Source organism: Nocardia sp. FDAARGOS_372, assembly GCF_002554515.1.
GTDB lineage: Bacteria > Actinomycetota > Actinomycetes > Mycobacteriales > Mycobacteriaceae > Nocardia > Nocardia farcinica.
Genome location: NZ_PDDW01000001.1, coordinates 1,304,965 through 1,326,304, shown reverse-complemented (window position 1 = coordinate 1,326,304; position 21,340 = coordinate 1,304,965). Strand labels below are relative to the sequence as shown.

The 21,340-nt window shown below is 71.1% G+C and carries 24 protein-coding genes; 13 read left to right on the top strand and 11 right to left on the bottom strand.

Annotated features, from left to right (window positions below; genetic code table 11):
- Positions 1-104 precede the first annotated feature (104 nt).
- Positions 105-1,145 (bottom strand): LacI family DNA-binding transcriptional regulator, encoded by a 1,041-nt coding sequence (locus CRM89_RS06700; protein WP_098083498.1) that lies wholly within the window; start codon positions 1,143-1,145, stop codon positions 105-107.
- A gap of 175 nt (positions 1,146-1,320) precedes the next feature.
- Between CRM89_RS06700 and CRM89_RS06695 the strand changes: the two genes are divergently transcribed.
- The 3 genes from CRM89_RS06695 to CRM89_RS06685 are packed head-to-tail and all read left to right on the top strand — an operon-like array spanning position 1,321 to position 4,543.
- Positions 1,321-2,487 (top strand): Gfo/Idh/MocA family protein, encoded by a 1,167-nt coding sequence (locus CRM89_RS06695; RefSeq protein WP_098083497.1) that lies wholly within the window; start codon positions 1,321-1,323, stop codon positions 2,485-2,487.
- A complete protein-coding gene (locus CRM89_RS06690) occupies positions 2,484-3,674 on the top strand; it encodes a dihydrodipicolinate synthase family protein (RefSeq protein WP_098083496.1) in 1,191 nt (396 codons plus the stop codon). The genes CRM89_RS06695 and CRM89_RS06690 overlap by 4 nt, the downstream gene beginning before the upstream one ends.
- A complete protein-coding gene (locus CRM89_RS06685) occupies positions 3,671-4,543 on the top strand; it encodes a sugar phosphate isomerase/epimerase (RefSeq protein ID WP_098083495.1) in 873 nt (290 codons plus the stop codon). Before CRM89_RS06690 ends, CRM89_RS06685 begins: the two co-directional genes overlap by 4 nt.
- 215 nt (positions 4,544-4,758) lie before the next feature.
- Here the strand turns inward: CRM89_RS06685 and CRM89_RS06680 are convergent, their stop codons facing one another.
- On the bottom strand, positions 4,759-5,157 hold the full coding sequence (locus tag CRM89_RS06680) for a DUF6463 family protein (protein ID WP_060591259.1): 399 nt from the start codon (positions 5,155-5,157) through the stop codon (positions 4,759-4,761).
- Positions 5,154-5,774, bottom strand: a complete 621-nt coding sequence (locus tag CRM89_RS06675; RefSeq protein ID WP_098083494.1) for a DUF2867 domain-containing protein — start codon at positions 5,772-5,774, stop codon at positions 5,154-5,156. Before CRM89_RS06675 ends, CRM89_RS06680 begins: the two co-directional genes overlap by 4 nt.
- Positions 5,775-5,868: 94 nt before the next feature.
- Here CRM89_RS06675 and CRM89_RS06670 point away from each other — a divergent pair, with 94 nt between their 5' ends.
- Complete coding sequence (locus CRM89_RS06670; RefSeq protein WP_098083493.1) at positions 5,869-6,429, top strand: TetR/AcrR family transcriptional regulator; 561 nt, start codon at positions 5,869-5,871, stop codon at positions 6,427-6,429.
- A gap of 182 nt (positions 6,430-6,611) precedes the next feature.
- Positions 6,612-7,190: a dihydrofolate reductase family protein gene (locus CRM89_RS06665; RefSeq protein ID WP_098083492.1), complete on the top strand. Its 579-nt coding sequence runs from the start codon at positions 6,612-6,614 to the stop codon at positions 7,188-7,190.
- An 11-nt stretch (positions 7,191-7,201) separates the two neighbouring features.
- Here the strand turns inward: CRM89_RS06665 and CRM89_RS06660 are convergent, their stop codons facing one another.
- Positions 7,202-8,164, bottom strand: a complete 963-nt coding sequence (locus tag CRM89_RS06660) for a YafY family protein (protein WP_098086900.1) — start codon at positions 8,162-8,164, stop codon at positions 7,202-7,204.
- Between the two features lie 63 nt (positions 8,165-8,227).
- On the opposite strand from CRM89_RS06660, the gene CRM89_RS06655 reads away from it, so the two are divergent.
- Positions 8,228-9,178 carry an epoxide hydrolase gene (locus tag CRM89_RS06655; RefSeq protein WP_324188803.1) on the top strand — a complete coding sequence of 317 codons (951 nt, stop codon included), beginning with the start codon at positions 8,228-8,230 and terminating at the stop codon, positions 9,176-9,178.
- Between the two features lie 170 nt (positions 9,179-9,348).
- Here the strand turns inward: CRM89_RS06655 and CRM89_RS06650 are convergent, their stop codons facing one another.
- The gene (locus CRM89_RS06650) at positions 9,349-9,804 is read right to left on the bottom strand and encodes a nuclear transport factor 2 family protein (RefSeq protein ID WP_060591289.1); all 456 of its coding nucleotides are present in this window, start codon (positions 9,802-9,804) and stop codon (positions 9,349-9,351) included.
- A gap of 10 nt (positions 9,805-9,814) precedes the next feature.
- On the bottom strand, positions 9,815-10,399 hold the full coding sequence (locus tag CRM89_RS06645) for an NADPH-dependent FMN reductase (RefSeq protein WP_060591291.1): 585 nt from the start codon (positions 10,397-10,399) through the stop codon (positions 9,815-9,817).
- 101 nt (positions 10,400-10,500) lie between these two features.
- On the opposite strand from CRM89_RS06645, the gene sigJ reads away from it, so the two are divergent.
- The 3 genes from sigJ to speG all read left to right on the top strand — a co-directional run bounded on the left by sigJ (position 10,501) and on the right by speG (position 13,557).
- On the top strand, positions 10,501-11,394 hold the full coding sequence (sigJ, locus tag CRM89_RS06640) for an RNA polymerase sigma factor SigJ (protein WP_098083491.1): 894 nt from the start codon (positions 10,501-10,503) through the stop codon (positions 11,392-11,394).
- A gap of 168 nt (positions 11,395-11,562) precedes the next feature.
- Positions 11,563-12,975: a glycosyltransferase family 39 protein gene (locus CRM89_RS06635; protein ID WP_098083490.1), complete on the top strand. Its 1,413-nt coding sequence runs from the start codon at positions 11,563-11,565 to the stop codon at positions 12,973-12,975.
- 66 nt (positions 12,976-13,041) lie between these two features.
- Positions 13,042-13,557, top strand: a complete 516-nt coding sequence (speG, locus tag CRM89_RS06630) for a spermidine N1-acetyltransferase (RefSeq protein WP_137355078.1) — start codon at positions 13,042-13,044, stop codon at positions 13,555-13,557.
- 34 nt (positions 13,558-13,591) lie between these two features.
- Here the strand turns inward: speG and CRM89_RS06625 are convergent, their stop codons facing one another.
- From CRM89_RS06625 to CRM89_RS06615, 3 genes are all read right to left on the bottom strand, one after another.
- Positions 13,592-14,296: a histidine phosphatase family protein gene (locus tag CRM89_RS06625; protein WP_170986741.1), complete on the bottom strand. Its 705-nt coding sequence runs from the start codon at positions 14,294-14,296 to the stop codon at positions 13,592-13,594.
- Between the two features lie 60 nt (positions 14,297-14,356).
- Positions 14,357-15,034: a uracil-DNA glycosylase gene (locus tag CRM89_RS06620; RefSeq protein WP_127516084.1), complete on the bottom strand. Its 678-nt coding sequence runs from the start codon at positions 15,032-15,034 to the stop codon at positions 14,357-14,359.
- Positions 15,035-15,428: 394 nt separating this feature from the next.
- Complete coding sequence (locus tag CRM89_RS06615) at positions 15,429-16,673, bottom strand: alpha/beta hydrolase (protein WP_127516082.1); 1,245 nt, start codon at positions 16,671-16,673, stop codon at positions 15,429-15,431.
- A gap of 104 nt (positions 16,674-16,777) precedes the next feature.
- On the opposite strand from CRM89_RS06615, the gene CRM89_RS06610 reads away from it, so the two are divergent.
- Genes CRM89_RS06610 through CRM89_RS06600 form a run of 3 tightly spaced genes read left to right on the top strand, consistent with a single transcriptional unit; the run spans position 16,778 to position 19,057 of the window.
- Positions 16,778-17,221, top strand: a complete 444-nt coding sequence (locus tag CRM89_RS06610; protein WP_086845026.1) for a nuclear transport factor 2 family protein — start codon at positions 16,778-16,780, stop codon at positions 17,219-17,221.
- Positions 17,222-17,270: 49 nt separating this feature from the next.
- Positions 17,271-18,422 (top strand): glutamate--cysteine ligase, encoded by a 1,152-nt coding sequence (locus CRM89_RS06605; RefSeq protein WP_098083487.1) that lies wholly within the window; start codon positions 17,271-17,273, stop codon positions 18,420-18,422.
- Positions 18,422-19,057 (top strand): UdgX family uracil-DNA binding protein, encoded by a 636-nt coding sequence (locus CRM89_RS06600; protein WP_011209261.1) that lies wholly within the window; start codon positions 18,422-18,424, stop codon positions 19,055-19,057. The genes CRM89_RS06605 and CRM89_RS06600 overlap by 1 nt, the downstream gene beginning before the upstream one ends.
- A gap of 106 nt (positions 19,058-19,163) precedes the next feature.
- On the opposite strand, the gene CRM89_RS06595 is transcribed toward CRM89_RS06600, so the two are convergent.
- Together CRM89_RS06595 and CRM89_RS06590 are read right to left on the bottom strand one after the other, a co-directional pair.
- On the bottom strand, positions 19,164-19,397 hold the full coding sequence (locus tag CRM89_RS06595; protein WP_041560128.1) for a hypothetical protein: 234 nt from the start codon (positions 19,395-19,397) through the stop codon (positions 19,164-19,166).
- Positions 19,398-19,483: 86 nt separating this feature from the next.
- Positions 19,484-20,857, bottom strand: a complete 1,374-nt coding sequence (locus CRM89_RS06590; RefSeq protein ID WP_060593330.1) for an FAD-dependent oxidoreductase — start codon at positions 20,855-20,857, stop codon at positions 19,484-19,486.
- Between the two features lie 152 nt (positions 20,858-21,009).
- Here CRM89_RS06590 and CRM89_RS06585 point away from each other — a divergent pair, with 152 nt between their 5' ends.
- Complete coding sequence (locus tag CRM89_RS06585; RefSeq protein ID WP_041560127.1) at positions 21,010-21,327, top strand: hypothetical protein; 318 nt, start codon at positions 21,010-21,012, stop codon at positions 21,325-21,327.
- Positions 21,328-21,340 lie beyond the last annotated feature (13 nt).

Below are 21,340 nucleotides of genomic sequence, written 5' to 3'. Positions count from 1 at the left end.
GGAGCGGGGTTCGAACGGTACCCGCCGGGAATGCGCTTTCCGAAGCTGGACCCGAGGCTAGTGTGACCGGACCCACAGTGTCAAGGGTCTCGAATCGGCGCAGGTCAGGACCGGCGCGACACGCTGCTGCCGCGCAGGATCACGCGACCGGGCACGAATTCGTGGACCCGCTCCGCCGTCGCCGCCTCGTCCAGCGCGAGCGCGACGGCACGCTCGCCGATCTCGACCAGGGACAGCGCGACCGTCGACAAACCCGGCACGTGATCCCGCAGCGTCGGAATGTCGTCGAATCCGGCGACACAGACATCGTCGGGCACCGAAAGCCCGAGCTCACGCCACGCGGCGATCGCCCCGATCGCCATCACGTCGCTGACGGCGAACACGCACGGCGCCGCGGCTCCGGTCTGCCCGGGACGCAGATCCAGCGCGGCGGCGAGGCGGCGCGCGGCGCTGAAGCCACCGTCGCGGGAGAAGTCGCCCGCGATCTCCACCAGCGGTGTCACGCCCCGGCACGCGAGCGCTTCGACGAAGCCGTTGCGCCGGTCGACGGCGGTTCTGATATGCGCGGGCCCGCCGATGACGGCGAAGTCCCGATGCCCCTGCCCGAGCAGTGCGCGCGCCAATTCGGCTGATGCCGCATGGTTTTCGGGCTCCACCGCGGCCCCGAAGGACAACGGCTGCCCGATCACGACCACCTTGCCGTTGTTGTCGAGATACCGCGCGCACTCCTTCTCGAGGTCGCGGTCGAGGTCCCCGCTCTGGCGCGAGCCCGCGAGGATGATCGCGTCGGCGCGATGCGAGATGAAGGTGCTCACCGACTCGCGTTCGATGTCGAAGTCGCGTTGCGTGCTGGCCAGCAGCACGAGTTTGCCCGCCCGGCGCGCCGCCGCCTGGACGCCCTGGACGATCGAGGAGAAGTAGGGGTCGGCGATGTCGTGCACCACGAGGCCGATGAGGCCGGTCGACGCCCGTGCGAGCGCCTGGGCCTGGGCATTCGGCACGTAGCCCAGCTCGGCGGCGGCGGCACGGACCCGGTCGGCGACGCCTTCGCCGGGAACCCGGGACGAGCCGTTGAGCACGCGGGACGCGGTTGCCAGGGAGACGCCCGCCCGGGCCGCGACGTCTTGCAATCTCACAGCCGCCATGGCTTGGTGCCTCGTTCTCTCGATGCGGGTGGGGTTGACCGAACTTCGGGACTAGCATAGCTTGGAAAGCGCATTCCGAGGCTGCTTGTCCACTCGATGGGTGCGAGTCCCTCCGCACCGTCCACGACGCCGTCCCGCGGTCGTCGGTCCCGTAAATCAGAAGAGGCACAGACCAATGCCCGATTCCCCCACTCCCCCGCGCCTGCTCCGCATCGCCATGAACGGCGTCACCGGCCGCATGGGCTATCGCCAGCACCTGATGCGATCGATCCTGCCGATCCGCGACGCCGGTGGCCTGTTGCTCGCCGACGGCACCCGCGTCCAGGTCGAACCCATTCTCGTCGGTCGCAACGCCGCCAAGCTCGCCGAGCTCGCCGAGCAGCACGGCATCGCGGAATGGAGCACCGACGCCGCGGCCGTCCTCGCCGATCCGTCCGTCGACATCTACTTCGACGCGCAGGTCACCTCCCGGCGCGCCGACGCGCTGGCGACCGCGATGAAGGCGGGCAAGCACGTCTTCACCGAGAAGCCGACCGCCGAAACGCTGACCGAGGCCGTCGAGCTGGCCAGGGTGGCCGCCGACACCGGGGTCACCGCCGGCGTCGTGCACGACAAGCTCTACCTGCCCGGCCTGGTGAAGCTGCGCAGGCTCGTCGACGAAGGCTTCTTCGGCCGGATCCTGTCGTTGCGCGGCGAATTCGGCTATTGGGTCTTCGAGGGCGACGGCCAGCCCGCCCAGCGCCCCAGCTGGAACTACCGGGCCGAGGACGGCGGCGGCATCGTGGTCGACATGTTCTGCCACTGGAACTACGTGCTCGAGGGACTGCTCGGCAAGGTCGAGGCGGTCACCGCCAAGGCGACCACCCACATCCCCACCCGCTGGGACGAGCAGGGCAATCCGTATCAGGCGACCGCCGACGACGCCGCCTACGGCATCTTCGAGATGGAGAACGGCGTCATCGCGCAGATCAACTCGTCGTGGGCGGTGCGGGTGTACCGGGACGAGCTCGTCGAGTTCCAGATCGACGGAACGCACGGCTCCGCCGTGGCGGGGCTGCGCAAATGCGTCGCGCAGCACCGCTCGCACACGCCCAAGCCGCTCTGGAATCCGGATCTGCCGGTCACCGAACGGTTCCGCGATCAGTGGCTGGAGGTGCCGGCGAACGCCGAGCTGGACAACGGGTTCAAGCTCCAGTGGGAGGAGTTCCTCACCGACGTGGTGAACCGACGCCCGCACCGCTACGGGATGCTGTCGGCCGCCCGGGGAGTGCAGCTCGCCGAACTGGGTCTGCGCAGCTCCGCCGAGGGCCGTCGGATCGAGGTCCCGGAGGTGACGCTGTGACCGCGACCGCCACGGGCGCCTCGGTCCTGCTGCCCGGCGACGGCCGCTTCGAGCCCTATGCGCTCGGCGCACCCGGCGCGTGGACGCGACCGACCCGGCCGATCAGCTCACGCGTCGCCTTCGCTGCCGCGCACGTGATTCCGCGGTCGACGGCCGACAACACACCGGGCGCGCCCGCCCAGATCGACTGGGACGCGACGCTGGCCTACCGGCACGAACTGTGGTCCTACGGGCTCGGCGTCGCCGATGCCATGGACACCGCGCAACGCGGCATGGGCCTGGACTGGCAGGCGACGGCGGAGCTGATCCGGCGATCCGGTCGCGAGGCCGCCTCCGCCGGCGGCCGGCTGGCCTGCGGGGCCGGCACCGATCAGCTCGACCTCGCCGCGCTCCCCTCGGGCGCGGCCGGGCTCGCCAGGATCGTCGACGCCTACCGCGAGCAGGTGGCGGTGGTGAGCGAGGCCGGAGCGCAGGTGATCCTGATGGCCTCGCGGGCGCTCGCGCAGGTCGCGCGGTCGGCCGCCGACTACGCCTACGTCTACGAGCGGGTGCTGGCCGACGTCGAGCGACCGGTGATCCTGCACTGGCTCGGCACCATGTTCGATCCCGCCCTGCACGGTTATTGGGGCAGTGCCGACATCGACACCGCCACCGAGGCATTCCGCACCCTCGTCGCGAACAACCGGACCAAGATCGACGGCGTCAAGGTCTCCCTGCTCGACGCGGCACACGAGGTCGCCTTGCGCCGCGCACTGCCCGACGGCGTGCGGCTCTACACCGGTGACGATTTCAACTACCCCGAGCTGATCGTCGGCGATGCGCACGGCCATTCCGACGCGCTGCTCGGCATCTTCGCGGCGATCTACCCCGCTGCCTCGACCGCCCTACAGGAACTCGACAACGGCAACACCGCGCGCGCGGCCGAAATCCTGAGCGCCACACAGGACCTCGGGCGGCACATCTTCGCCGCACCGACGTACTACTACAAGACCGGCATCGCGTTCCTGTCGTGGCTCAACGGACGGCAGGCCGGGTTCTCGATGGTGGGCGGGCTGTCCACGGGCCGATCCGCGCCGCATCTGATCGAAGTGTTCCGGCTCGCGGACAAGGCCGGGCTGCTGTCGGACCCGGAACTGGCCGCCCACCGCATGCGGATCTATCTCGAACTGAACGGACTGGTCTCATGACATCGGTTGCGGCACAGCACCTCCCGTACGATCTGACCGACCCCTATCGCTCGCTCTCGTTGAACACGGCCACCACCAAGCGGTGGACCCTCGCCGAGGCCGTCGACGGAGCCGCCCGAGCCGGACTCGGCGCGATCGGACTGTGGCGCGATCGGGTCCAGGAAATCGGGGTGGCCGCCGCGGCGAAGCTCGTCGCCGACGCGGGCCTGCGCGTCTCCAGCCTGTGCCGCGGCGGCTTCCTCACCGCGCCGGGCGACGGACAGTCGGCACTCGACGACAACCGGCGTGCCATCGACGAAGCGGCGGCACTCGGCACGCGCGAACTGGTGATGGTCATGGGCGGTATCGCCGACCGTGACCTCGCCGCCGCCCGCGCGCGCGTCGAGGAGCGGCTGGCCCTGCTGGTGCCCTACGCGGCCGAGCGCGGTGTCCGCCTGGCCCTCGAGCCGCTGCACCCGATGTTCTGCGCCGACCGCGCGGTGATATCCACACTGGCACAGGCCCTGACGATGGCCCGCCCGTATCCGGCCGAGACCGTGGGCGTCGTGGTCGACACCTTCCACCTCTGGTGGGATCCCCTCCTGGAAGACCAGATCGCGCAGGCCGGCGCGGAAGGACGGATCAGCTCCTACCAGGTGTGCGACTGGCTGAACCCGATGGCGGCCGATCCGCTGCTGTCGCGAGGCATGATGGGCGACGGCGTCGTCGACTTCGCGACCATCGGCGGATGGGTGCGCACGGCCGGGTACCGGGGCGACGTGGAGGTCGAGATCTTCAACGCCGCGGTGTGGGAGGCCGATGGGCATTCGGTGATCGAGACGATGAAACAACGCTACCGGGAGTTGGTCCTACCCGCACTGGTGGGCTGATGCGTTGCGGCCCGCGTCGTCGCCGCCTCGGCAGGACGCGGGCGCGCCCCGCTTCGATCACCGCGTAATCGGTGCCGAGTATCCGCCGCAGGCGCCCGGTGCTCATCCGGTCGACTCTACGAGCGCGGGTGGCGATGCGCCGGAGTCTGCCCATGCAGATCTCGGGGAATCGCTGCCTCCGCTGCGGGCGCATCGCGGCACCTCCCCCGCCTCCATTACACGGTTGTGGTGGGTTGCGGTGTCGGGGCCGCTCGGCGGCTGCCCGCTACCAGCAGGCCGACCGCCACCGCCATGATCGGCCAGGGGGTGAGGATCAGGATCACGGCGCATTGGGCGGTCCACAGGCCGAGCACCCAGGCGAGGAAGCGGGGTGGGGTGATGCCGCGGCGGTCCAGCCACAGGACGGTCAACCCGACCAGGACCAGCGGGATGCCGAAGCTGTTGAGTGAGAGCCACAGTGCGCTGTTCGCCGGGCTCATGTCGGCCAGATCGTCGCGCCACAGTGCGCCGGAGAACCAGTCACCGGCGTGACTCGCGGCACGCATCAAGGTCAGGGCCAGAATCGTGTGCGCGGCTCCGAAGAGGACGATGAGCCGCCCCGCCCAGGTGATCACCGGACCTCCCCGTGGGTGACGGCACGACCGGCCGAAACGCGTTGGCGCCATTGGCGATCCCATCGCCGCAGCATCGCGGGGTAGACGATCAGCAGGCGGAACGGTTCGATGACGGCCAGGTACAACCGGCCGAAGCGGCCGTTCGGTTGGACCAGGACGGCCATGCGCAGCTCGTACCCGTCGCGGGTTGGCACCCAGCCGAAGTGCGCGATCCCGTGCACCGTCCTGTTCGCCAGTTCGAGCGCAGCTTCGTCGTGGAGTTCGTACAGCGTGGTGAACGGGCTGTCCGGCGTCGCCGTTTCCGCCGGGTCCTGCCGCAGGTCGTCGGGCAGCCGGTCGCGGAGGGAACGGACCCGGGTCCCCAGCCCGGTGCGGGGGTCGTCCCAGCCCAGCAGCGCGCCGAGCCGCCAGCGCACCGCGAACAGGAATCGGACCACCGCAGAGCCGGATTCGGTTCCGTCGCCGCCCGGGAGGAGCTTCAGAGCGGACGCGAAGTCGTCCGGGCCGGCGCCGGGCACGTGGAAGGCCCAGACGTCCTGTAGGTGGAACTCCGGTGCGATTTCGTGGATGCGCCACGGCCTTTCGGTGTGCGCGGCGCGTGGGAGTCGACTGGACATGACACCGTCCTCGGTGAGTTATACGGTTGCGTATAATAAGATGGTAGAGCGGTTATACGCCTCCGTACAACGTGGAAGTGGGGTGGATCACAGCATGGGCGCGCTGCGCACGCGACGGGAAGCATGGGTGGACGCCGGGCTGTCGGCACTGGCGACCGGCGGGGTCGACGCGGTGCGCGTCGAGGCACTCGCCAAGGCGCTCGGGGTGACCAAAGGCGGGTTCTACGGTCACTTCGCCGACCGGGACGCGCTGCTCACGGCGATGCTCGACACCTGGGAACGCGAAGCCGTCGACAACGTCGTCGAGCAGATCGAACACGCCGAGGGCAGCGTCCTCGACAAGGCCCGGCTGGCCGGACACCTCACCTTCTCCAGCGACCGGCTGCTCCCCATCGACCTCGCGGTGCGCGACTGGGCCCGCCGCGACCCCGCCGTCGCCGAACGCCTCCGCCGCGTCGACAACCGGCGCATGGACCTGCTCCGCGCCGCGATCGGCACCGTGTGCTCGGATCCCGACGAGATCGAAGCCCGCAGCCTGCTCGCGTTCTGCGCGGCCATCGGCCGCCATTTCCTCGCCGCCGATCACCCCGGCAGGACCCGCGAGGAGGTCCTGGCCCGGGCCGGAGACCTGATCCTGAAGCGCTCGCCGGAATGAAGTAGCCGATCGAGTGGCCGGCCTTGCTGCCCCTCGGCACGCCACAGGTCGTAGACCGCGTCCCGGTCGGCACCGGGATCGCGAGCACGTTCGAGCGCTGCCGACTTTCAGGACGAGAGATGAGTTCCGCGGTGGATTCACGTCTCTACTCGTGAACCCACCCCGAACCCGAGGAGCTCATCATGACCGTCACCTACACCTTCGACGTCTTCTCCAGTCTCGACGGCTTCGGCGGGGTGAGCGGTGGGGATTGGGGTGGCTACTGGGGGAAGCAAGGTCCCGAGTTGCTCGATCACCGCCTGGGTCTGTACGCGGCGCCGCAGCGGATGGTGTTCGGGGCCAACACGTATCGGGTGTTCACGCAGTTGCTCGCGGCGGGCACCGAGGAGACGGTGCGTGATCCGTGGGTCGAGCGGATGCGCAATCTTCCGGCGACGGTCGTCTCGACCACGCTGGACGGTCCACTCGACTGGCCGGACGCCACCGTCGCCGCCGGTGACGCCGTCGACGTGGTGGCCCGGTTGAAGGAGGAATCCGAGGTACCGCTGCGGTCGCACGGCAGCCTGTCGATGAACCGGGCGCTGATGGCCGCCGGGTTGGTCGACCGGGTGCAGATCACGATCTTCCCGGTCGTCACCGGCCGGACCGGCGACGACCCGATCTTCCGGGGTGCCGCCGACTTCGACCTCGAGCTGCTCGAGAGCCGGACACTCGACGGCAACATCCAGGAACTCGTCTACCGGCCCACCCTGCACCCCTGACCCGCCGGGATTCACGCGGTGGATGCCCCGCCTGCCGCCCGCCGGAACCTCGCGGCGAGGCGATCGAACGCCACCGCGAGTTCGTCTCCTTCGATCACCTCGATGTCGACGCCGAGCTGTGCCATCGACAGCGCGAGCCCGTCCGGGTCGTCGGAACCCAGCTCGATGTGGCATGTGGACTCGTCGATCACCTCGATGTCGACCGGTATGGGGATCTTCGCGGAGACCGTGGCGGCGGGAGCATGCACGCGCACCCGGGCGCGGTACTTCCAGGTTCCCTTGCTGACACGTCCGACGACGTACTCGACGACATCGTCCGCCGGGATGGCGCGCGGCTGGAACCGGGCACCGGTCGGGGTGGGCGGAGCCATGCGGTCGACGCGAAAAACCCGCCAGTCGCACCGGTCGAGATCCCACGCGAGCAGATACCACAGCGGCCCCCAGGTCACCAGCCGTTGCGGTTCGATGTGGCGGGCCCCTTCGGCGCCCCCGGGCTTCGTGTATCGGAACCGGAGCCGTTCGTGGCGTCGGGTCGCGGCAGCGACCGCGCCGAGAACCGAGGGATCGAGCGGCGGCACAGCTCCGGGAACGACGCTGGTCGACTCGCGTACCGCCTGGACGCGTCGCCGCAGGCGCGCGGGCAGCACCTGCTCCAGCTTCGCGAGCGCGGTGAGTGATGTCTCCTCGAGTCCGAGCCGTTGGGTCGCGACCGCGCCCAGTCCGACCGCGACGGCGACGGCCTCGTCGTCGTCGAGCAGCAGCGGGGGCATCGCCGTTCCGGCGGCCAGCCGGTACCCGCCCGCGACGCCGGGGCGCGCGTCCACGGGATAGCCGAGCGACCGCAGCTTGCCGATGTCGGCGCGCACAGTTCTCGTGCTCACCGCGAGCCGGTCGGCGAGTTCGGAACTGGTCCAGTCCCGCCCGAGCTGGAGCAACAACAGCAGTTCGAGCAGACGGGCCGAGGTCTCCAACATCTTCTCGATCATTCCAGCAAACGCGGAAGCTGATCTGCCGCATTACCTGCGAGCGTGAGCGTCATGGACAACGCACTCACCCCCTTCCGCATCGACATCCCGCAGGCCGACCTCGACGACCTGCGCAACCGCCTCGCGCACACCCGCTGGCCGAGCCCCGTGCCGGGCCGAGACGATCGCACCGACTTCAGCCGGGGCATCCCGCCGGCATATCTGAAGGAGCTCGCCGAATACTGGCGCGACGGGTTCGACTGGCGAGCGCAGGAGGCGAAGCTCAACGAGTACGAACAGTTCACGACCGTCGTGGACGGCCAGACGTTTCACCTCGTCCACGTGCGTTCGGCGAACCCCGCGGCCACTCCGCTGCTGCTGAACCACGGCTGGCCCGGCTCGTTCGTCGAGTACCAGCGCCTCGTCCCGCTCCTGACCGAGGAGTTCCACGTGGTCATCCCGTCGCCGCCCGGTTTCGGGTTCTCCACGCCGCTGTCGGGAACCGGCTGGGAGTTGGCGCGGACGACGGACGCCTGCGCCGAGATCATGACACGTCTGGGTTACCCGAGATTCGCGGCACACGGCACCGACATGGGTTCCGGCATCACCGGTCGGCTGGCGGCGATCTACCCCGAGCGTGTCATCGGCACGCACATCGGTGCCGACCGTCGGTGGCTCGGGCTGGTGGGTGATGAATTTCCGCTTCCGGACGGGCTTTCCGACGACGAGATCGCCCAGCTCGCGGCAGTGCGCACCGAGGCCGCGGCTGATCGCGGGTACCTCGAGATGCAGAATCACCGCCCCGACACGATCGGCGCGGCGCTCACCGACTCACCGGTCGGGCAGCTCGCGTGGATCGCCGAACAGTTCAAGACCAGGCCGGTCGGCGACCACCGGACGCCGGACCAGTCGGTCGACCGCGACCAGCTCCTCACGAACATCAGCCTGTACTGGTTCACTCGACACCCACCCGCTCATCCGCCGCGTGCTGGACCCGGGGCAGGCGATCGGCCAGTGGAGTGAATTCACCGAGGGCGGACACTTCCCGGCGATGGAGGAGCCAAGACTGCTCGCCGACGACATCCGCGCCTTCTTCCGCAGGATTCCCTGACCCCGCCTCGACGACCTTGGTCCCGCCGAGGTCGGCCGAGGCGAAGTCGGCCTCGGCGGTGCGCCCCGCACATGCGCCGCGGTCAGGGCTCCAGGTCGACGACGCCGCGGCCGGTGCGGATGTCCAGGGGTACCGAGACCTGGTCGTGGGCGATCAGCCAAGCGCCGTTTATCCGACGCAGGCCGTAGCTGACCCGGACCCAGATGCCGCTGGTGGCGGTCCCGTCGGCGCGGGTGCCGCCGAGCCGGGCGAACGCGTGGCCGAACGCCACGTCCGCGCCCGCGGTGAACGTCAGGTCGCGGACCTCGTAGGTGACCGTGTCGAATACCTCGAAGACCCTGGCCCAGTTGGCGAGTTTGGCGGCGACACCGACATGCTGGAGGGGCGGTTCGATGTCGAAGGACACCACGTCGGGCGTGTAGAGCCGTTCGAGGGCGGCGAGATCCTTGGTGCGGAGCGCGTCGACGGCTTCATCGATCCGGCGGCGGAGTTCGGCGTGCGCTGCCGCGGAATGTTCGGTCGGGTGTGCGTGGTTCACGGCATGCTCCTCAGGATCGGGTGAGCGCGGGGTCGGTGGCGGCGCGCAGTGGCGCGAGCGCGGCGCTCCAGGCGAGCAGCTGGTCGAGGGTCTTGTGCAACGCCGCGGTGTGGTGGTCGCGCGGGGTGAACGTGGTCTGGTCCGCGAAGTCGGTGAGTACCGAGATCGCGACCTGGTAGCCCACATCGGCCATGCCGAGGGTGCCGCAGACCGTCCGCAGTTGCACGACGGCACGGGCCCCGCCGTGCACGCCGTAGGAGACGAAGCCGACGGCCTTGTCGCGCCACTGTGCCGACACGTGGTCGAGGGCGTTCTTCAGCACGCCGGGCATGCCGCCGTTGTATTCCGGCGTCACCACCACGAAACCGTCGAACGGGGCGATCCGCGCCGCCCAGGAACGGGTGTGTTCGTGGACGGAAGGGCCGAACATCGGCGGCACCGCTTCGTCCAGGTGCGGCAGCGGGTGGTCGCGCAGGTCGATCACGTCGTATCGGGCGTCGCCGCGCTGCGACGCGGTGTCGAGGACCCACTGCGCGACCTGCGGGCCCTTACGGTTGGGACGGGTACTGCCGAGGATGATGCCGATGCTGGTCATGCCCCTCCGACGACACAGCCGCCCGGAATGTCAGGCGGCCTCACACATCGGGTCGCTGTGTCGTCGGTTCGGTGACGCCCGCACCGACCGAAGGAGCAGACATGACCGACCCGCACCTGGCCGCGGTGATCGGCGAACGCCGCCAGCTGATCAATCTCGCCTATCGGTTGCTGGGTTCTCTCGCCGAGGCCGAGGACGTGGTGCAGGAGACCTACGCCCGCTGGTACGCGCTGTCCGAGCGGCAGCGGCGGGAGGTGACCGCACCCGGGGCCTGGATGACGACGGTGGCCGGCCGGATCTGCCTGGATCTGCTCGGTTCCGCGCGTGCCAGGCGGGAACGCTACGTGGGCGAGTGGATTCCGGAGCCGGTGCCGGGACGGCCGGAATGGCTCGGCGGTTCCGGTCCCGGCGATCCCGCCGATCGGGTCACCCTCGACGAGTCGATCGGCATGGCCTTCCTCGTGGTGCTGGATGCGATGACGCCGGCCGAGCGGGTGGCGTTCGTCCTGCACGACGTTTTCCGCTACTCCTTCCCGGAGGTCGCCGAGATCGTCGGACGCTCCCCCGCCGCGTGCCGCCAGCTCGCCTCCTCCGCGCGCCGACGCCTTCGCACCGCCCGCGGGCCCTCGGCCGCCGAACGCGCCGACGTGGTCCGCGACTTCAAACGTGCCTGGGAGGCGGGCGATGTCCGGGCGCTGATCCGCGTGCTCGACCCGCAGGCGATCGCGACCGCCGACAGCGGCGGCCTGGTGCCCGCCTTCCTCGATCCGATCCACGGCGGCGCGCAGATCGCCCGCGCCTGGATCGAGATCGCCGCCCGCAACCCCGCCGTCACGCTGGCCGAACACCCGGTCAACGGACAGCCCGGCCTGGTCGGGCACCTCGACGGCCGCATCGTCACCGTCTACGCCTTCGACATCGCCGACCACCGGATCACCCGCATCTGGGCGGTCCGCAACCCGGAGAAGCTGCGACATTGGCACACCGTGCGCTGAACGGTATTCAGCCTCAGAGGTTGTGCGACGGGCGGTTTCGGCACAGGGGACAGCGGTACGGGGTGACCGGTTCGGTGTCCGGCGGCGCTGCCGCGCGGGCGGCCGTGATATTGGCGGCGCCGAGCCGGTCGCCGTCGTTCGCCGCGGCCGGCGTGGGATGCTGCCGGGGTGTATCGGGTGGCGGGCCTGTTCGCGGTGGTGTTGGTGGCGTGCGCGGGCCGCTACGGGTACCACCGGGACGAGTTGTACTTTCTCGCGGCGGGGCGGCGGCTGGACTGGGGGTACCCGGATCAGCCGCCGCTGGTGCCGTCGATCGCCAGGAGCATGTCCGCGCTCGACCCCGATTCGCTTGTGCTGCTGCGTCTTCCCGCGATCGCGGCCGCGACGGCGGTGGTGGTGTGCGCGGGGCTGATGGCCAGGGAACTGGGTGGCGGGCGCGGTGCGCAGGCACTCGCCGCCGGGTGCACTGCCGCGGCGGCCGTGGTGGTGGCCGCGGGGCATCAGCTGGGGACGGCGGTGTTCGACCTGGCGGCGTGGTCCGGCGTCGTCGTCCTGGTGCTGCGGTTGCTGCGGCCCGAGACGGACCGGCGCTGGTGGCTGCTCGTCGGCGTGCTCGTCGGGGTCGGGCTGCTGAACAAGACACTGCTCGCGGTGCCGGTGCTGGTTCTCGTGGTGGCGTTGCTGGTCGTCGGTCCCCGCGCGGTTCTGCGCACCCGGTACCTTCCGGTCGCGGTCGTGGCCGGGCTGCTGATCGCGGCGCCGAATCTGTGGTGGCAGGCGCGCAGCGGGTGGCCGCAACTGGAGATGAGCCGGGCGATCGCGGGCGGGTCCTCGGGGACGTCGGATGGTCGGCTGGCGTTCGTGCTCACCCAGTTCGGGCTGGTGGGTCCGCTGCTGGCGCCGGTGTGGCTGCTCGGCCTGTGGTGGTTGTGGCGGCAGGTGCGGTATCGCGCGTTCGCCCTCGTCTACCCGGCGTTGTTCGTACTGTTCCTGGTCACCGGCGGCAAGGCGTACTACCTGGGCGGCATGTATCCGGTGTTGCTGGCCGCGGGCGCGGTCGCGCTGGCCGAACGACGGCGGCTGCTCGTCGCCGCGGCGGCGGGACTGACGGCGGTGGGTTCGGCGGCGGTGTTCCTTCCGATCCTGCCGGTCGACGCGCTCCGGGACTCGCCGATCCTCGCCATCAACTACGACGCGGGCGAGACCGTGGGCTGGCCGCGTCACGTCGAGCAGATCGGCGCCGTCCGCGCCCGGCTGGCCCCGGACGCGGAGGTCCTCACCGCCAACTACGGGGAAGCCGCCGCCATCGAACACTTCGGTGATCGGTACGGGCTGCCGACCCCGCACAGCGGGCACAACGCCTACTGGTGGTGGGGACCACCCGCCGACGACCGCCCGCTGCTGACCGTCGGCCTGCCCGAGGCACAGGTCCGCCGGTTCTGCCCCGCGCCAGAACCCGTGGGCGCGCTCGACAACGGCCTCGGTATCGACAATGACGAACAGGGCGCCCCGCTGTTCCTCTGCCGGTCCGTGCGCGCACCGTGGGCGCAGCTGTGGCCTTCGATGCGGCATCTGGGCTGACGGACACGCCCGCTGCCTGCGCGTTCCGGCACCGAACCGGGATTAGGCTGCGGAGTTGTGGGAGTGGTGAATGTCCGGCTGCGCGCGCTCGAGCGGGAGGACCTGCCGTTCGTCCATCAGTTGTCCAATGACGCCCAGATCATGTCGTACTGGTTCGACGAGCCGTTCGAGGCGCTGGTGGAGTTGCGCGACATCTACGACCGCCACATCCACGATGAGCGGGAGCGGCGGTTCATCGTCGACGCCGACGGGGCCGCGGCCGGCTTGGTCGAACTGGTGGAAATCGCGCCGGTGCACCGCAAGGCCGAGTTCCAGATCATCATCGCGCCCGGTCATCAGGGCCGCGGGCTGGCGACCCTCGCCACTCGCAAGGCGCTCGACTACGCCTTCGCGGTACTGAATCTGCACAAGGTGTATCTGATCGTCGACGTCGCCAACACCAAGGCGATCCACATCTACCGCAAGCTCGGCTTCCAGGACGAGGGCACCCTGCGCGACGAGTACTTCGCGGCCGGCCGCTACCGGGACGCGCTGCGGATGAGCATTTTGCAGCACGAGCATCTCGACGGATCCGCCGACTGAGCGGCCGCGGCGGAGGGTGGCTTGCCGCCCCGGCCTAACCGAGGTGGCGGGTGTCCGCCCAGCGGGCGAGCACGAAACGTCCGCCGTCGCACCGCCATTCGGATACCGACGCGTTGGGGACCGGGTCGAGCGAGTCCGTCCCACCCGCGCCGTCGAAGATGTCGCGCAGGACGGCGATGACGGCGTCATGGGTGACGATCAGCACCCGGGCCCCCGCCGCCGCGCGATCGAGGTCGGCGACCAGGGCGCGCAGCCGCAGCGCCACATCCGCGAGGGATTCGCCGCCGGGCGCGCGGTAGGCCCACTCGCCCTGCCGGATTCGCCGGTGCGCCTCCTGCGGGGCCAGTCGCCGGATCGCGGCGGGCGGGTGGAGTTCGAGCACGCCCATCTCCCGGTCGCGCAGTCGCTCGTCGAGCACCGCGCGCGGCGGTGACCAGCCCGGGACGAGCGCGCGCGCCGCGCGCACCATCGCGGCCCAGGTCTGGCGGGTGCGCCGGTAGGGCGAGCAGACCACCAGGTCGGGCGGCTGCGCCGCGAGCAGCCCGCCCAGTGTCTCGGCTTGGCGCACACCGAGATCGGAGAGCGGGACGTCGGCGTCGCGGCCGGGGACCGGGGTGTCGGCGTCGGCCGCGAACGCGTCGTTGGCGGTGCTGCGGCCGTGCCGGATGGCGAGGATCCCGGCGGGGCCCGGTGCGGCGAGCGGGCCGGGATCGAACGTCTCGTGCGCGAGATCCGCCACACCACGAGCTTAGGCCGCCTCGTCCCGGCTTCGCGGGACCACGACGGTTCGGGCGGAGGGCTAGCCACCGTCCGGCTCGAGCAGCTGGGCGGCGCGCTCGTAGGCCTCCCGCAGGTGCGCCTCCCGCCCGGCGCGTTCGGCCGCGTCGGGCGTCCACAGCTCCCGGCGGTCGGGATCGTAGGTCTCGATCAGCGTCGGCAACGAGCGCGGCCGCAGCCGGGTGACGTCCTGCCAGGCATTGCGGACGTCACGTCCGTGGGCGACCACGGCCCGGAGTTCGGGCAGCAGGGCGAGCAGCCGGTCCAGCGCGGCGAGGCCGCCGTCGAGGTCGGGCGGGTCGGTGGAGCGCTCCAGGTACCAGGGGTGGATGTTCCAGGGCACCAGGTCGAGCACGGTGAGCCCGGCTCGCCCGACGATCGCGTGCAGACGTTCGGCGGCCGGGTCGTCGTTCTCGAGCGAGAGCATCCCGCTGCCCGTCACCTGACGGGCCGGCGGTCCCGGGTCGTGACACAGGACGAGAACACGCGCGTGCACGCCACCGCAGGCGGGCGCGACATGGGGCAGCGGACGGCCCGACTCCTCGCGCAGGTCGTCGACCAGCCGGTTGATCGGTGCGACGTGCGGGTCGTAGCGGTGGGCGAGCTGGCTTTCCCGGTGCACCGGGTCGCGCATCCGGCCCGCGATGGTGATCGGGGTGGGTGGGCGGCCCGCGGCAACGATTCTGCGTCGTGTCGTCACGTCTCTCCGATCGCCGTGGTGCCGTGCGGGCCTCGGAACACCGTCGATCCGATTATGGGCCGCGATCGCCGGGCCGCCGCACGCACTGGTTGATGACGATTAGGTCAAGACGCTGTGCGCGGAGCCGGATCACGTTGTAGGGTCGGCAATGAGCCAGCTACTCCCCCCATAGCTGGCCCCGCGATCCGTCCCCCTGCGGGTCGCGACCCGAATCAGGTGCCGCCGGATCTCCCCCCATCCGGCGGCACCGTCGTGTCGGGGGCGGTTCGTGCCGTCCCGAACATCTCGCCACTCGCCGGTACCGCTCCCGGTCCGGCGCGGCTCCGGCGAACCATCCGCGAATCCCGTGGTCGGCGCCGGATTCCGGTGCACGTGCATGTGCACGGCGCACCGGTCAGCCGACCGGCACCAATTGGTCGAACCACGCGAGGGTCTGCACCAACCCGGCCCGACCGGTGGCACCGTGATCCATCGGGCTCAGATCCACCCGTTCGACCCGCGGGCCGCGCAGCGATCGCAGACAGTGATCCGTGTTGGCCGCCGCGACACTGCGATCGGCGGTCGAGACGTACAGGCGGACCGGTGCGTCGGTGGCCCACTCGCAGGTGCCGTCGCTCTCGGCCACCGCGCGCAGCGCCGGGCCGGTGGGCTGGCGCGCCCACGCCAGGAAGCGGTCGGTGAGCAGTTCGGCAGGAGTCGCGGGCAGGCCGGTGCCGACGCTCAGCACGTCGTGGTAGCCGTCGAAGAGGCTCTCCACGCGATCGGCGTAGGGCTGGCGGAACGCCTCGGTGGGATGGTCGTAGAGCCCGTAGATCGGGTTCATCGCGGTGAGCCAGTAGGCGAGGTAGACCACGGCGCTGCGCGGGCTGACACCACCGTCCAGCGCGGCCGGGGTCTGGGCTTCGCGGATGGCGTAGGGTCCGCTGATCGCCGACAGCGCCGCGACCCGGAAACCCGTGCCGGGGTTGTCGTGCAGTTCCCGCCCGAGCGCGGTCGCGGCCTGCCCGCCCTGGGAGAATCCCACGATGTAGACGTCGGATTCGAGAGTGCGGCCGCGGTCGGCGGCCGCATCGCGGGCGGCCCGCAGCAGATCCAGCGACGCGCTCGCCTCGGTGGGGGCGTGCGCGTAGGGGTGGCGGCCGGGGCCTTCGCCGAGCCCGAGATAGTCCGGCGCCACCGCGGCGTTGCCGACCGCCGCGAACATGATCGCGCGGGCCCGGTCGGTCTCACCGTCGGCGGAGGGCGCTTCGTCCTTGCGCACGATCGTGCCGTGCGCGTAGCTGACGACCCGCAGGCGTTCGGTCTCGGTGCGCGGCAACACCATCAGCCCGCTGGCGGTGGTCTCCTCCCCCAGCGGACCGACGGTGCGGTAGACGATGCGGTAGGTCTCCACACCGTTGCGGACCGGCGTCTCGAGCTGTCGCTCCCCGAGGTAGGCCGCGGTCTCGGCATCGGTCATGGTGCTCAGCGCCGTCACCGAGACGACCTCACCTCGGCGCGCGGCCGGATCCCCGTCGTCGCGGGACGTTCCGCAGGCCGACGCCAGCACGATCAGGAGTACGGCGAGCACACTCCCGACCATCCGACGGGTACCGGCCGCCGTCGTGGCGGGCGGGGTGCCGGGCGCGACGCCGCTCATCAGACCACCATAGTCCCGGCGCGATTCGCCCACCCCGCCCACGCCGATCGGGGACAATCACGCCGACTCGCGCACCCGCGAGCCGCTGGACCCAGGAGGCCACGATGCTGTCGCTACAGGAGATCTCGGACCGGATGGAGATCGAGGACCTGATGGTCCGCTACGCCCACGCCATCGACACCCACCAGTGGGACCTGCTCGACGAGCTCTTCACCGCCGACGCCCACATCGACTACACCGCGATGGGCGGCCCGGCCGGCGACCTGGCCGCCACCAAACAGTTCCTCGCCACGGCGCTGCCGAACTTCCCCGCCTTCCAGCATCTGATCTCGAACTCCGCGCTCACCATCGACGGCGACACCGCCACCGGCCGCACCATGTGCCAGAACCCGATGCTCGTCGGCGGCCCGGACGGCCCACAGCAACTGATGCTGTGCGGGCTGTGGTACCTCGACACCTTCGCCCGGATCGACGGGCGCTGGCGCATCCGCAGCCGGGTCGAGGAGAAGAGCTACATGTTCCTGGCCGGATCCGCCGTCACCTCGTGACTCGTCCGCACCCGCGCATAACCTGACCGGCGCGCGGTAACCCCCCGGCATGGACGCACCGACTGTCGGCGTGGAAGAGGAATTCCTGCTCGTCGACCCGCGCACCGGCGCGCCGACCGCCCGCAACGAGGCCGTCGCGCACACCGCAGGCGAACTCGGCATCGATCTGCAACTCGAGCTCACCCGCTGCCAGGTGGAGACGAGTACCGCCGTGCACTCCGACATCGGCGCGTTGTTCGGGCAGCTCCGCGACCTGCGCTGCGGGGTCGCACGGTGCGCGCAGGCCAACGAGAGCCGGTTGCTCGCGGTCGCCATCCCCCCGACCGTGCCGCACGAATTCCCGGTCACCGACACCCCGCGCTATCGGCGCATCGCCGAGAGTTTCGGGATGATCGCGCACGAACAGGGCCTGTGCGGCTGCCACGTGCACGTCGCGGTGCCCGACCGGGAGACCGCGGTGCAGGTGAGCAACTACCTGCGGCCGTGGCTGCCGATGCTGCTCGCGCTCACCGCGAATTCGGCGATCTACCGCGGCTCCGACACCGGCTACGCCAGCTGGCGCAGCATTCTGTGGCGGCGGTGGCCCAGCGCCGGACCCCCGCCCTACTTCCGCACCGCCGCCGACTACGACGCGATGGTGACGATGATGCTCTCCAGCGGCATCGTGCTGGACGAGAAGATGGTCTACTGGGACGCCCGCCCCTCCATCAACTACCCCACCATCGAGGTCCGCGTCAGCGACGTGCCCGCCACCGTCGGCGAGACGGTGCTGCTGGCCGCGCTGGTGCGGGCGACCGTGCACACCGCCCGGCGTTTCCTCGCCGAGGGCAACACCGCGCCCGCGGTGCCCGCGGAGGTGCTGCGGGCGGCGTACTGGAAGGCGGCACGCAGCGGGATCGGCGGCGACGCGGTGGCGCCGCTGGACGGGCGCGTGCTGCCCGCCCGCGATCTGCTCGACGAACTGCTCGAGACGGTGGACCCGGCGCTGGAGGAACTGGGTGATCGCGGGTTCGTCTCCGACGCGCTCACCGCGCTGTTCGCGCGCGGCAACGGTGCCCAGCGCCAGGTGCGCGCGTTCGGCGCGGACCACGACGTCGCCGCGGTGATCGCGGAGCTGGGTGAGGCGACCCTGGAGGGCTGTGCTCCCGAGCCCGCCAATTCCGGTGGAGGCGAACACGTTCCGGTGGAAGGACGACACTGATGGCTGCTGCGAAGGCACCGGGAGCCGCGGAGTTCGTGCCCGCGGACGCCGATCTGGACACGCTGCGCACGGCGGTGCAGGGCTGCCGCGGGTGCGAGTTGTATCGCGGGGCGACCCAGGCGGTGTTCGGCGAGGGGCCCGCGCACGCGCCGGTGTTCGTCGTCGGCGAGCAGCCCGGCGACCGCGAGGACGTCGCCGGGCACCCGTTCGTCGGGCCGGCGGGCAGGCTGCTGGACAAGGCGCTGACCGAGGCGGACATCGACCGGGAGGCGGTGTATCTGACCAACGCGGTCAAGCATTTCAAGTTCGAGGAGCGCGGCAAGCGGCGCATCCACAAGCAGCCGGGCCGCACCGAGGTGGTGGCGTGCTCGCCGTGGCTGACCGCCGAGCTGGACGCGGTGCGGCCGCAACTGGTGGTGTGCCTGGGCGCGGTCGCGGCCAAGGCGGTACTCGGCCCGTCGTTCAAGGTGAGCGAGCGCCGCGGTGAGGTGGTCGAGGCGGGCGAGCACCGGGTGATCGCGACCGTGCATCCTTCCTCGGTGCTGCGCGCGCCCGACCGCGCGGCCGCCTACGCGGACTTCCTGGCGGACCTACGCAAGGTCCGCACGGCGGCAGGAGAGCTGCACCGCGCGTGAGCGGTCAGCGGCCGGAGGAGGCAGCGCAGCGTCACCACGCAGGCCGCCCCGCGCACGCGAATCCGACACAGCGTGAGCGGTCAGCGGCCGGAGGCGGTCGTCCCCCTCAGGCGTGGTCGACCAGTTGTGGGTGCCCGGCTTTGTGGGCGCAGTGCGCGCAGCAGAAGATCTGCTCGCCCGCCTCCACGCCGTGGCCGAGGATCCGGCAGCTGCAGTGCGCGCACACCGGCGCGATCGCGGCGGCGGCGCATTCGATGCTGTCGAACGTGGCCGTGTGCCCGTCCCGGGTGACCGTGAACGCCTTGTCGTAGTCGTTGCCGCAGGTGTCGCATACCGCCATCCGGCTCACCTCCCGATCGTCGATGGGTCCGTTCGAGGGTCGCGGTACCCGCGGTACGGCGCGCGAAACGCCCCGGTGGTGGCGCCTCAGCCGCGCTGCTGGACGGCCAGGCTCGCCTTGCGCGCGGCGACCAGCACCGGATCCCAGACCGGGGAGAACGGCGGGGCGTAGCCGAGGTCGAGGGCGGTCATCTGCTCGACGGTCATCCGCGCGGTCAACGCCACCGCGGCGATGTCGACCCGCTTGCCCGCCCCTTCCCGGCCCACGATCTGCACTCCGAGCAGCCGCCCGGTGCGGCGCTCGGCGAGCATCTTCACCGTCATCGGCGCCGCCTCGGGGTAGTACCCGGAGCGGCTGGTCGACTCGATGGTGACGGTCACGAACTGGAGGCCCGCGGCGTGGGCTTCCTTCTCGCGCAGGCCGGTTCGCGCCACCTCCAGATCGCAGACCTTGCTGACGGCGGTGCCGACCACGCCGGGGAAGGTGGCGTAGCCGCCGCCGATCACCTGGCCGATGACCTGGCCGTGCTTGTTGGCGTGGGTGCCGAGGGCGACGTGGCGTTCCCGCCCCGAGACCAGGTCGAGCACTTCCACACAGTCGCCGCCCGCCCAGATGTCGGTGTGCCCGCGCACCCGCATGGACAGGTCGGTGAGCAGCCCGTCGTGCTCACCGAGCGGCAGGCCCGCCGCCCTGGCCAGCGTGGTCTCCGGGCGTACGCCGAGGCCGAGCACCACCACGTCGGCCGGGTACTCCTCGTCGGCGGTGGCCACCGCGCGGACGCGGCCGTGCGCGTCGGTGCGCACTCCGGTCACCTCCGCGCCGCCCACGACCTCGATGCCCATGCCGTCCATCGCCTTGCGCACCAGCGCGCCCATGTCGGGGTCGAGGGTGGACATGGGTTCGGCGCTGCGGTTGAGCACGGTGACCCGGAAGCCGCGCTGGATCAGCGCCTCGGCCATCTCCACGCCGATGTAGCCCGCCCCGACGACCACCGCGCGCCTGCCCTCGGTGCGGTCGAGGGTGTCGATGAGGGCTTGGCCGTCGTCGAGGGTCTGCACGCCGTGCACGCCGGCGGCGTCGATGCCGGGCAGGGCGGGACGCAGTGGTCGCGCACCGGTGGCGAGGACGAGTTTGTCGTACTCGGTCCATGATTCGACGCCGCTGTCGAGGTCGCGCGTGCGCACGCGCCGCCCGGTGACGTCGAGCTCGATCGCCTCGGTGCGCATGCGCAGATCGATGTCGCGGGCACGGTGTTCCTCGGCGGTGCGCGCGATCAGCGCGTCGCGCTCGGTGACGACCCCGCCGACCCAGTACGGGATGCCGCAGGCCGAGTACGAGGTGAACCCGCCCCGCTCGAACACCACGATCTCCAATTCGCGCGGCCCGAGCATGCGCCGCGCCTGGGAGGCCGCCGCCATGCCGGTCGCGTCGGCCCCGATGACGACCAGACGTTCGCTCATGATCGCCACGCTACGTGGTCGCGCGACCGGGGACCGGCGCTGTTGCGGACAACCGTGCCGGTGGGTTAGTTTCGCCGGCGCCGGGGCCTGGTCCGCTCCCGGGTCCGCGTGGTGCGGGCCGCGGACCGGCGTGGCGCGGGAGGGAGTTCGGGGTGGGCGGCGCGGTGCGTGAGGTGCTGGCCGGTGTGGGGGTGTGCCTGCTGGTCGCGGCGGTGCTGGCGTTCGTGTTCGCGGGCACCTGGTATGCCACTCGCCCGCCCGGCCCACGCGGCACGGCCGGGCGGCGGATGATCGATGGTGGGCTGGCGTTGGCCGCGCTCGGCGTGTGCGTGGCGGTGGCGGGTCTGCTGCCGGTCCGCTCCCCCGGATCGCCGGAAACACTGCCGACGGCCACGACGGTCGCACCCACCGCACCCGCAGCTAACCACCCCGGTGACATGGCCTCCGGTGCACAACCTTCACCGCGCTGAATCCGCGCGCCGG

Coding starts and splice junctions, on each gene's coding strand:
- CRM89_RS06700 (WP_098083498.1), bottom strand. CDS start 1,145: ATGGCGGCTGTGAGATTGCAAGACGTCGCGGCCCGGGCGGGCGTCTCC.
- CRM89_RS06695 (WP_098083497.1), top strand. CDS start 1,321: ATGCCCGATTCCCCCACTCCCCCGCGCCTGCTCCGCATCGCCATGAAC.
- CRM89_RS06685 (WP_098083495.1), top strand. CDS start 3,671: ATGACATCGGTTGCGGCACAGCACCTCCCGTACGATCTGACCGACCCC.
- CRM89_RS06675 (WP_098083494.1), bottom strand. CDS start 5,774: ATGTCCAGTCGACTCCCACGCGCCGCGCACACCGAAAGGCCGTGGCGC.
- CRM89_RS06670 (WP_098083493.1), top strand. CDS start 5,869: ATGGGCGCGCTGCGCACGCGACGGGAAGCATGGGTGGACGCCGGGCTG.
- CRM89_RS06665 (WP_098083492.1), top strand. CDS start 6,612: ATGACCGTCACCTACACCTTCGACGTCTTCTCCAGTCTCGACGGCTTC.
- CRM89_RS06660 (WP_098086900.1), bottom strand. CDS start 8,164: ATGTTGGAGACCTCGGCCCGTCTGCTCGAACTGCTGTTGTTGCTCCAG.
- CRM89_RS06655 (WP_324188803.1), top strand. CDS start 8,228: ATGGACAACGCACTCACCCCCTTCCGCATCGACATCCCGCAGGCCGAC.
- CRM89_RS06645 (WP_060591291.1), bottom strand. CDS start 10,399: ATGACCAGCATCGGCATCATCCTCGGCAGTACCCGTCCCAACCGTAAG.
- sigJ (WP_098083491.1), top strand. CDS start 10,501: ATGACCGACCCGCACCTGGCCGCGGTGATCGGCGAACGCCGCCAGCTG.
- CRM89_RS06615 (WP_127516082.1), bottom strand. CDS start 16,673: ATGAGCGGCGTCGCGCCCGGCACCCCGCCCGCCACGACGGCGGCCGGT.
- CRM89_RS06610 (WP_086845026.1), top strand. CDS start 16,778: ATGCTGTCGCTACAGGAGATCTCGGACCGGATGGAGATCGAGGACCTG.
- CRM89_RS06605 (WP_098083487.1), top strand. CDS start 17,271: ATGGACGCACCGACTGTCGGCGTGGAAGAGGAATTCCTGCTCGTCGAC.
- CRM89_RS06600 (WP_011209261.1), top strand. CDS start 18,422: ATGGCTGCTGCGAAGGCACCGGGAGCCGCGGAGTTCGTGCCCGCGGAC.
- CRM89_RS06595 (WP_041560128.1), bottom strand. CDS start 19,397: ATGGCGGTATGCGACACCTGCGGCAACGACTACGACAAGGCGTTCACG.
- CRM89_RS06590 (WP_060593330.1), bottom strand. CDS start 20,857: ATGAGCGAACGTCTGGTCGTCATCGGGGCCGACGCGACCGGCATGGCG.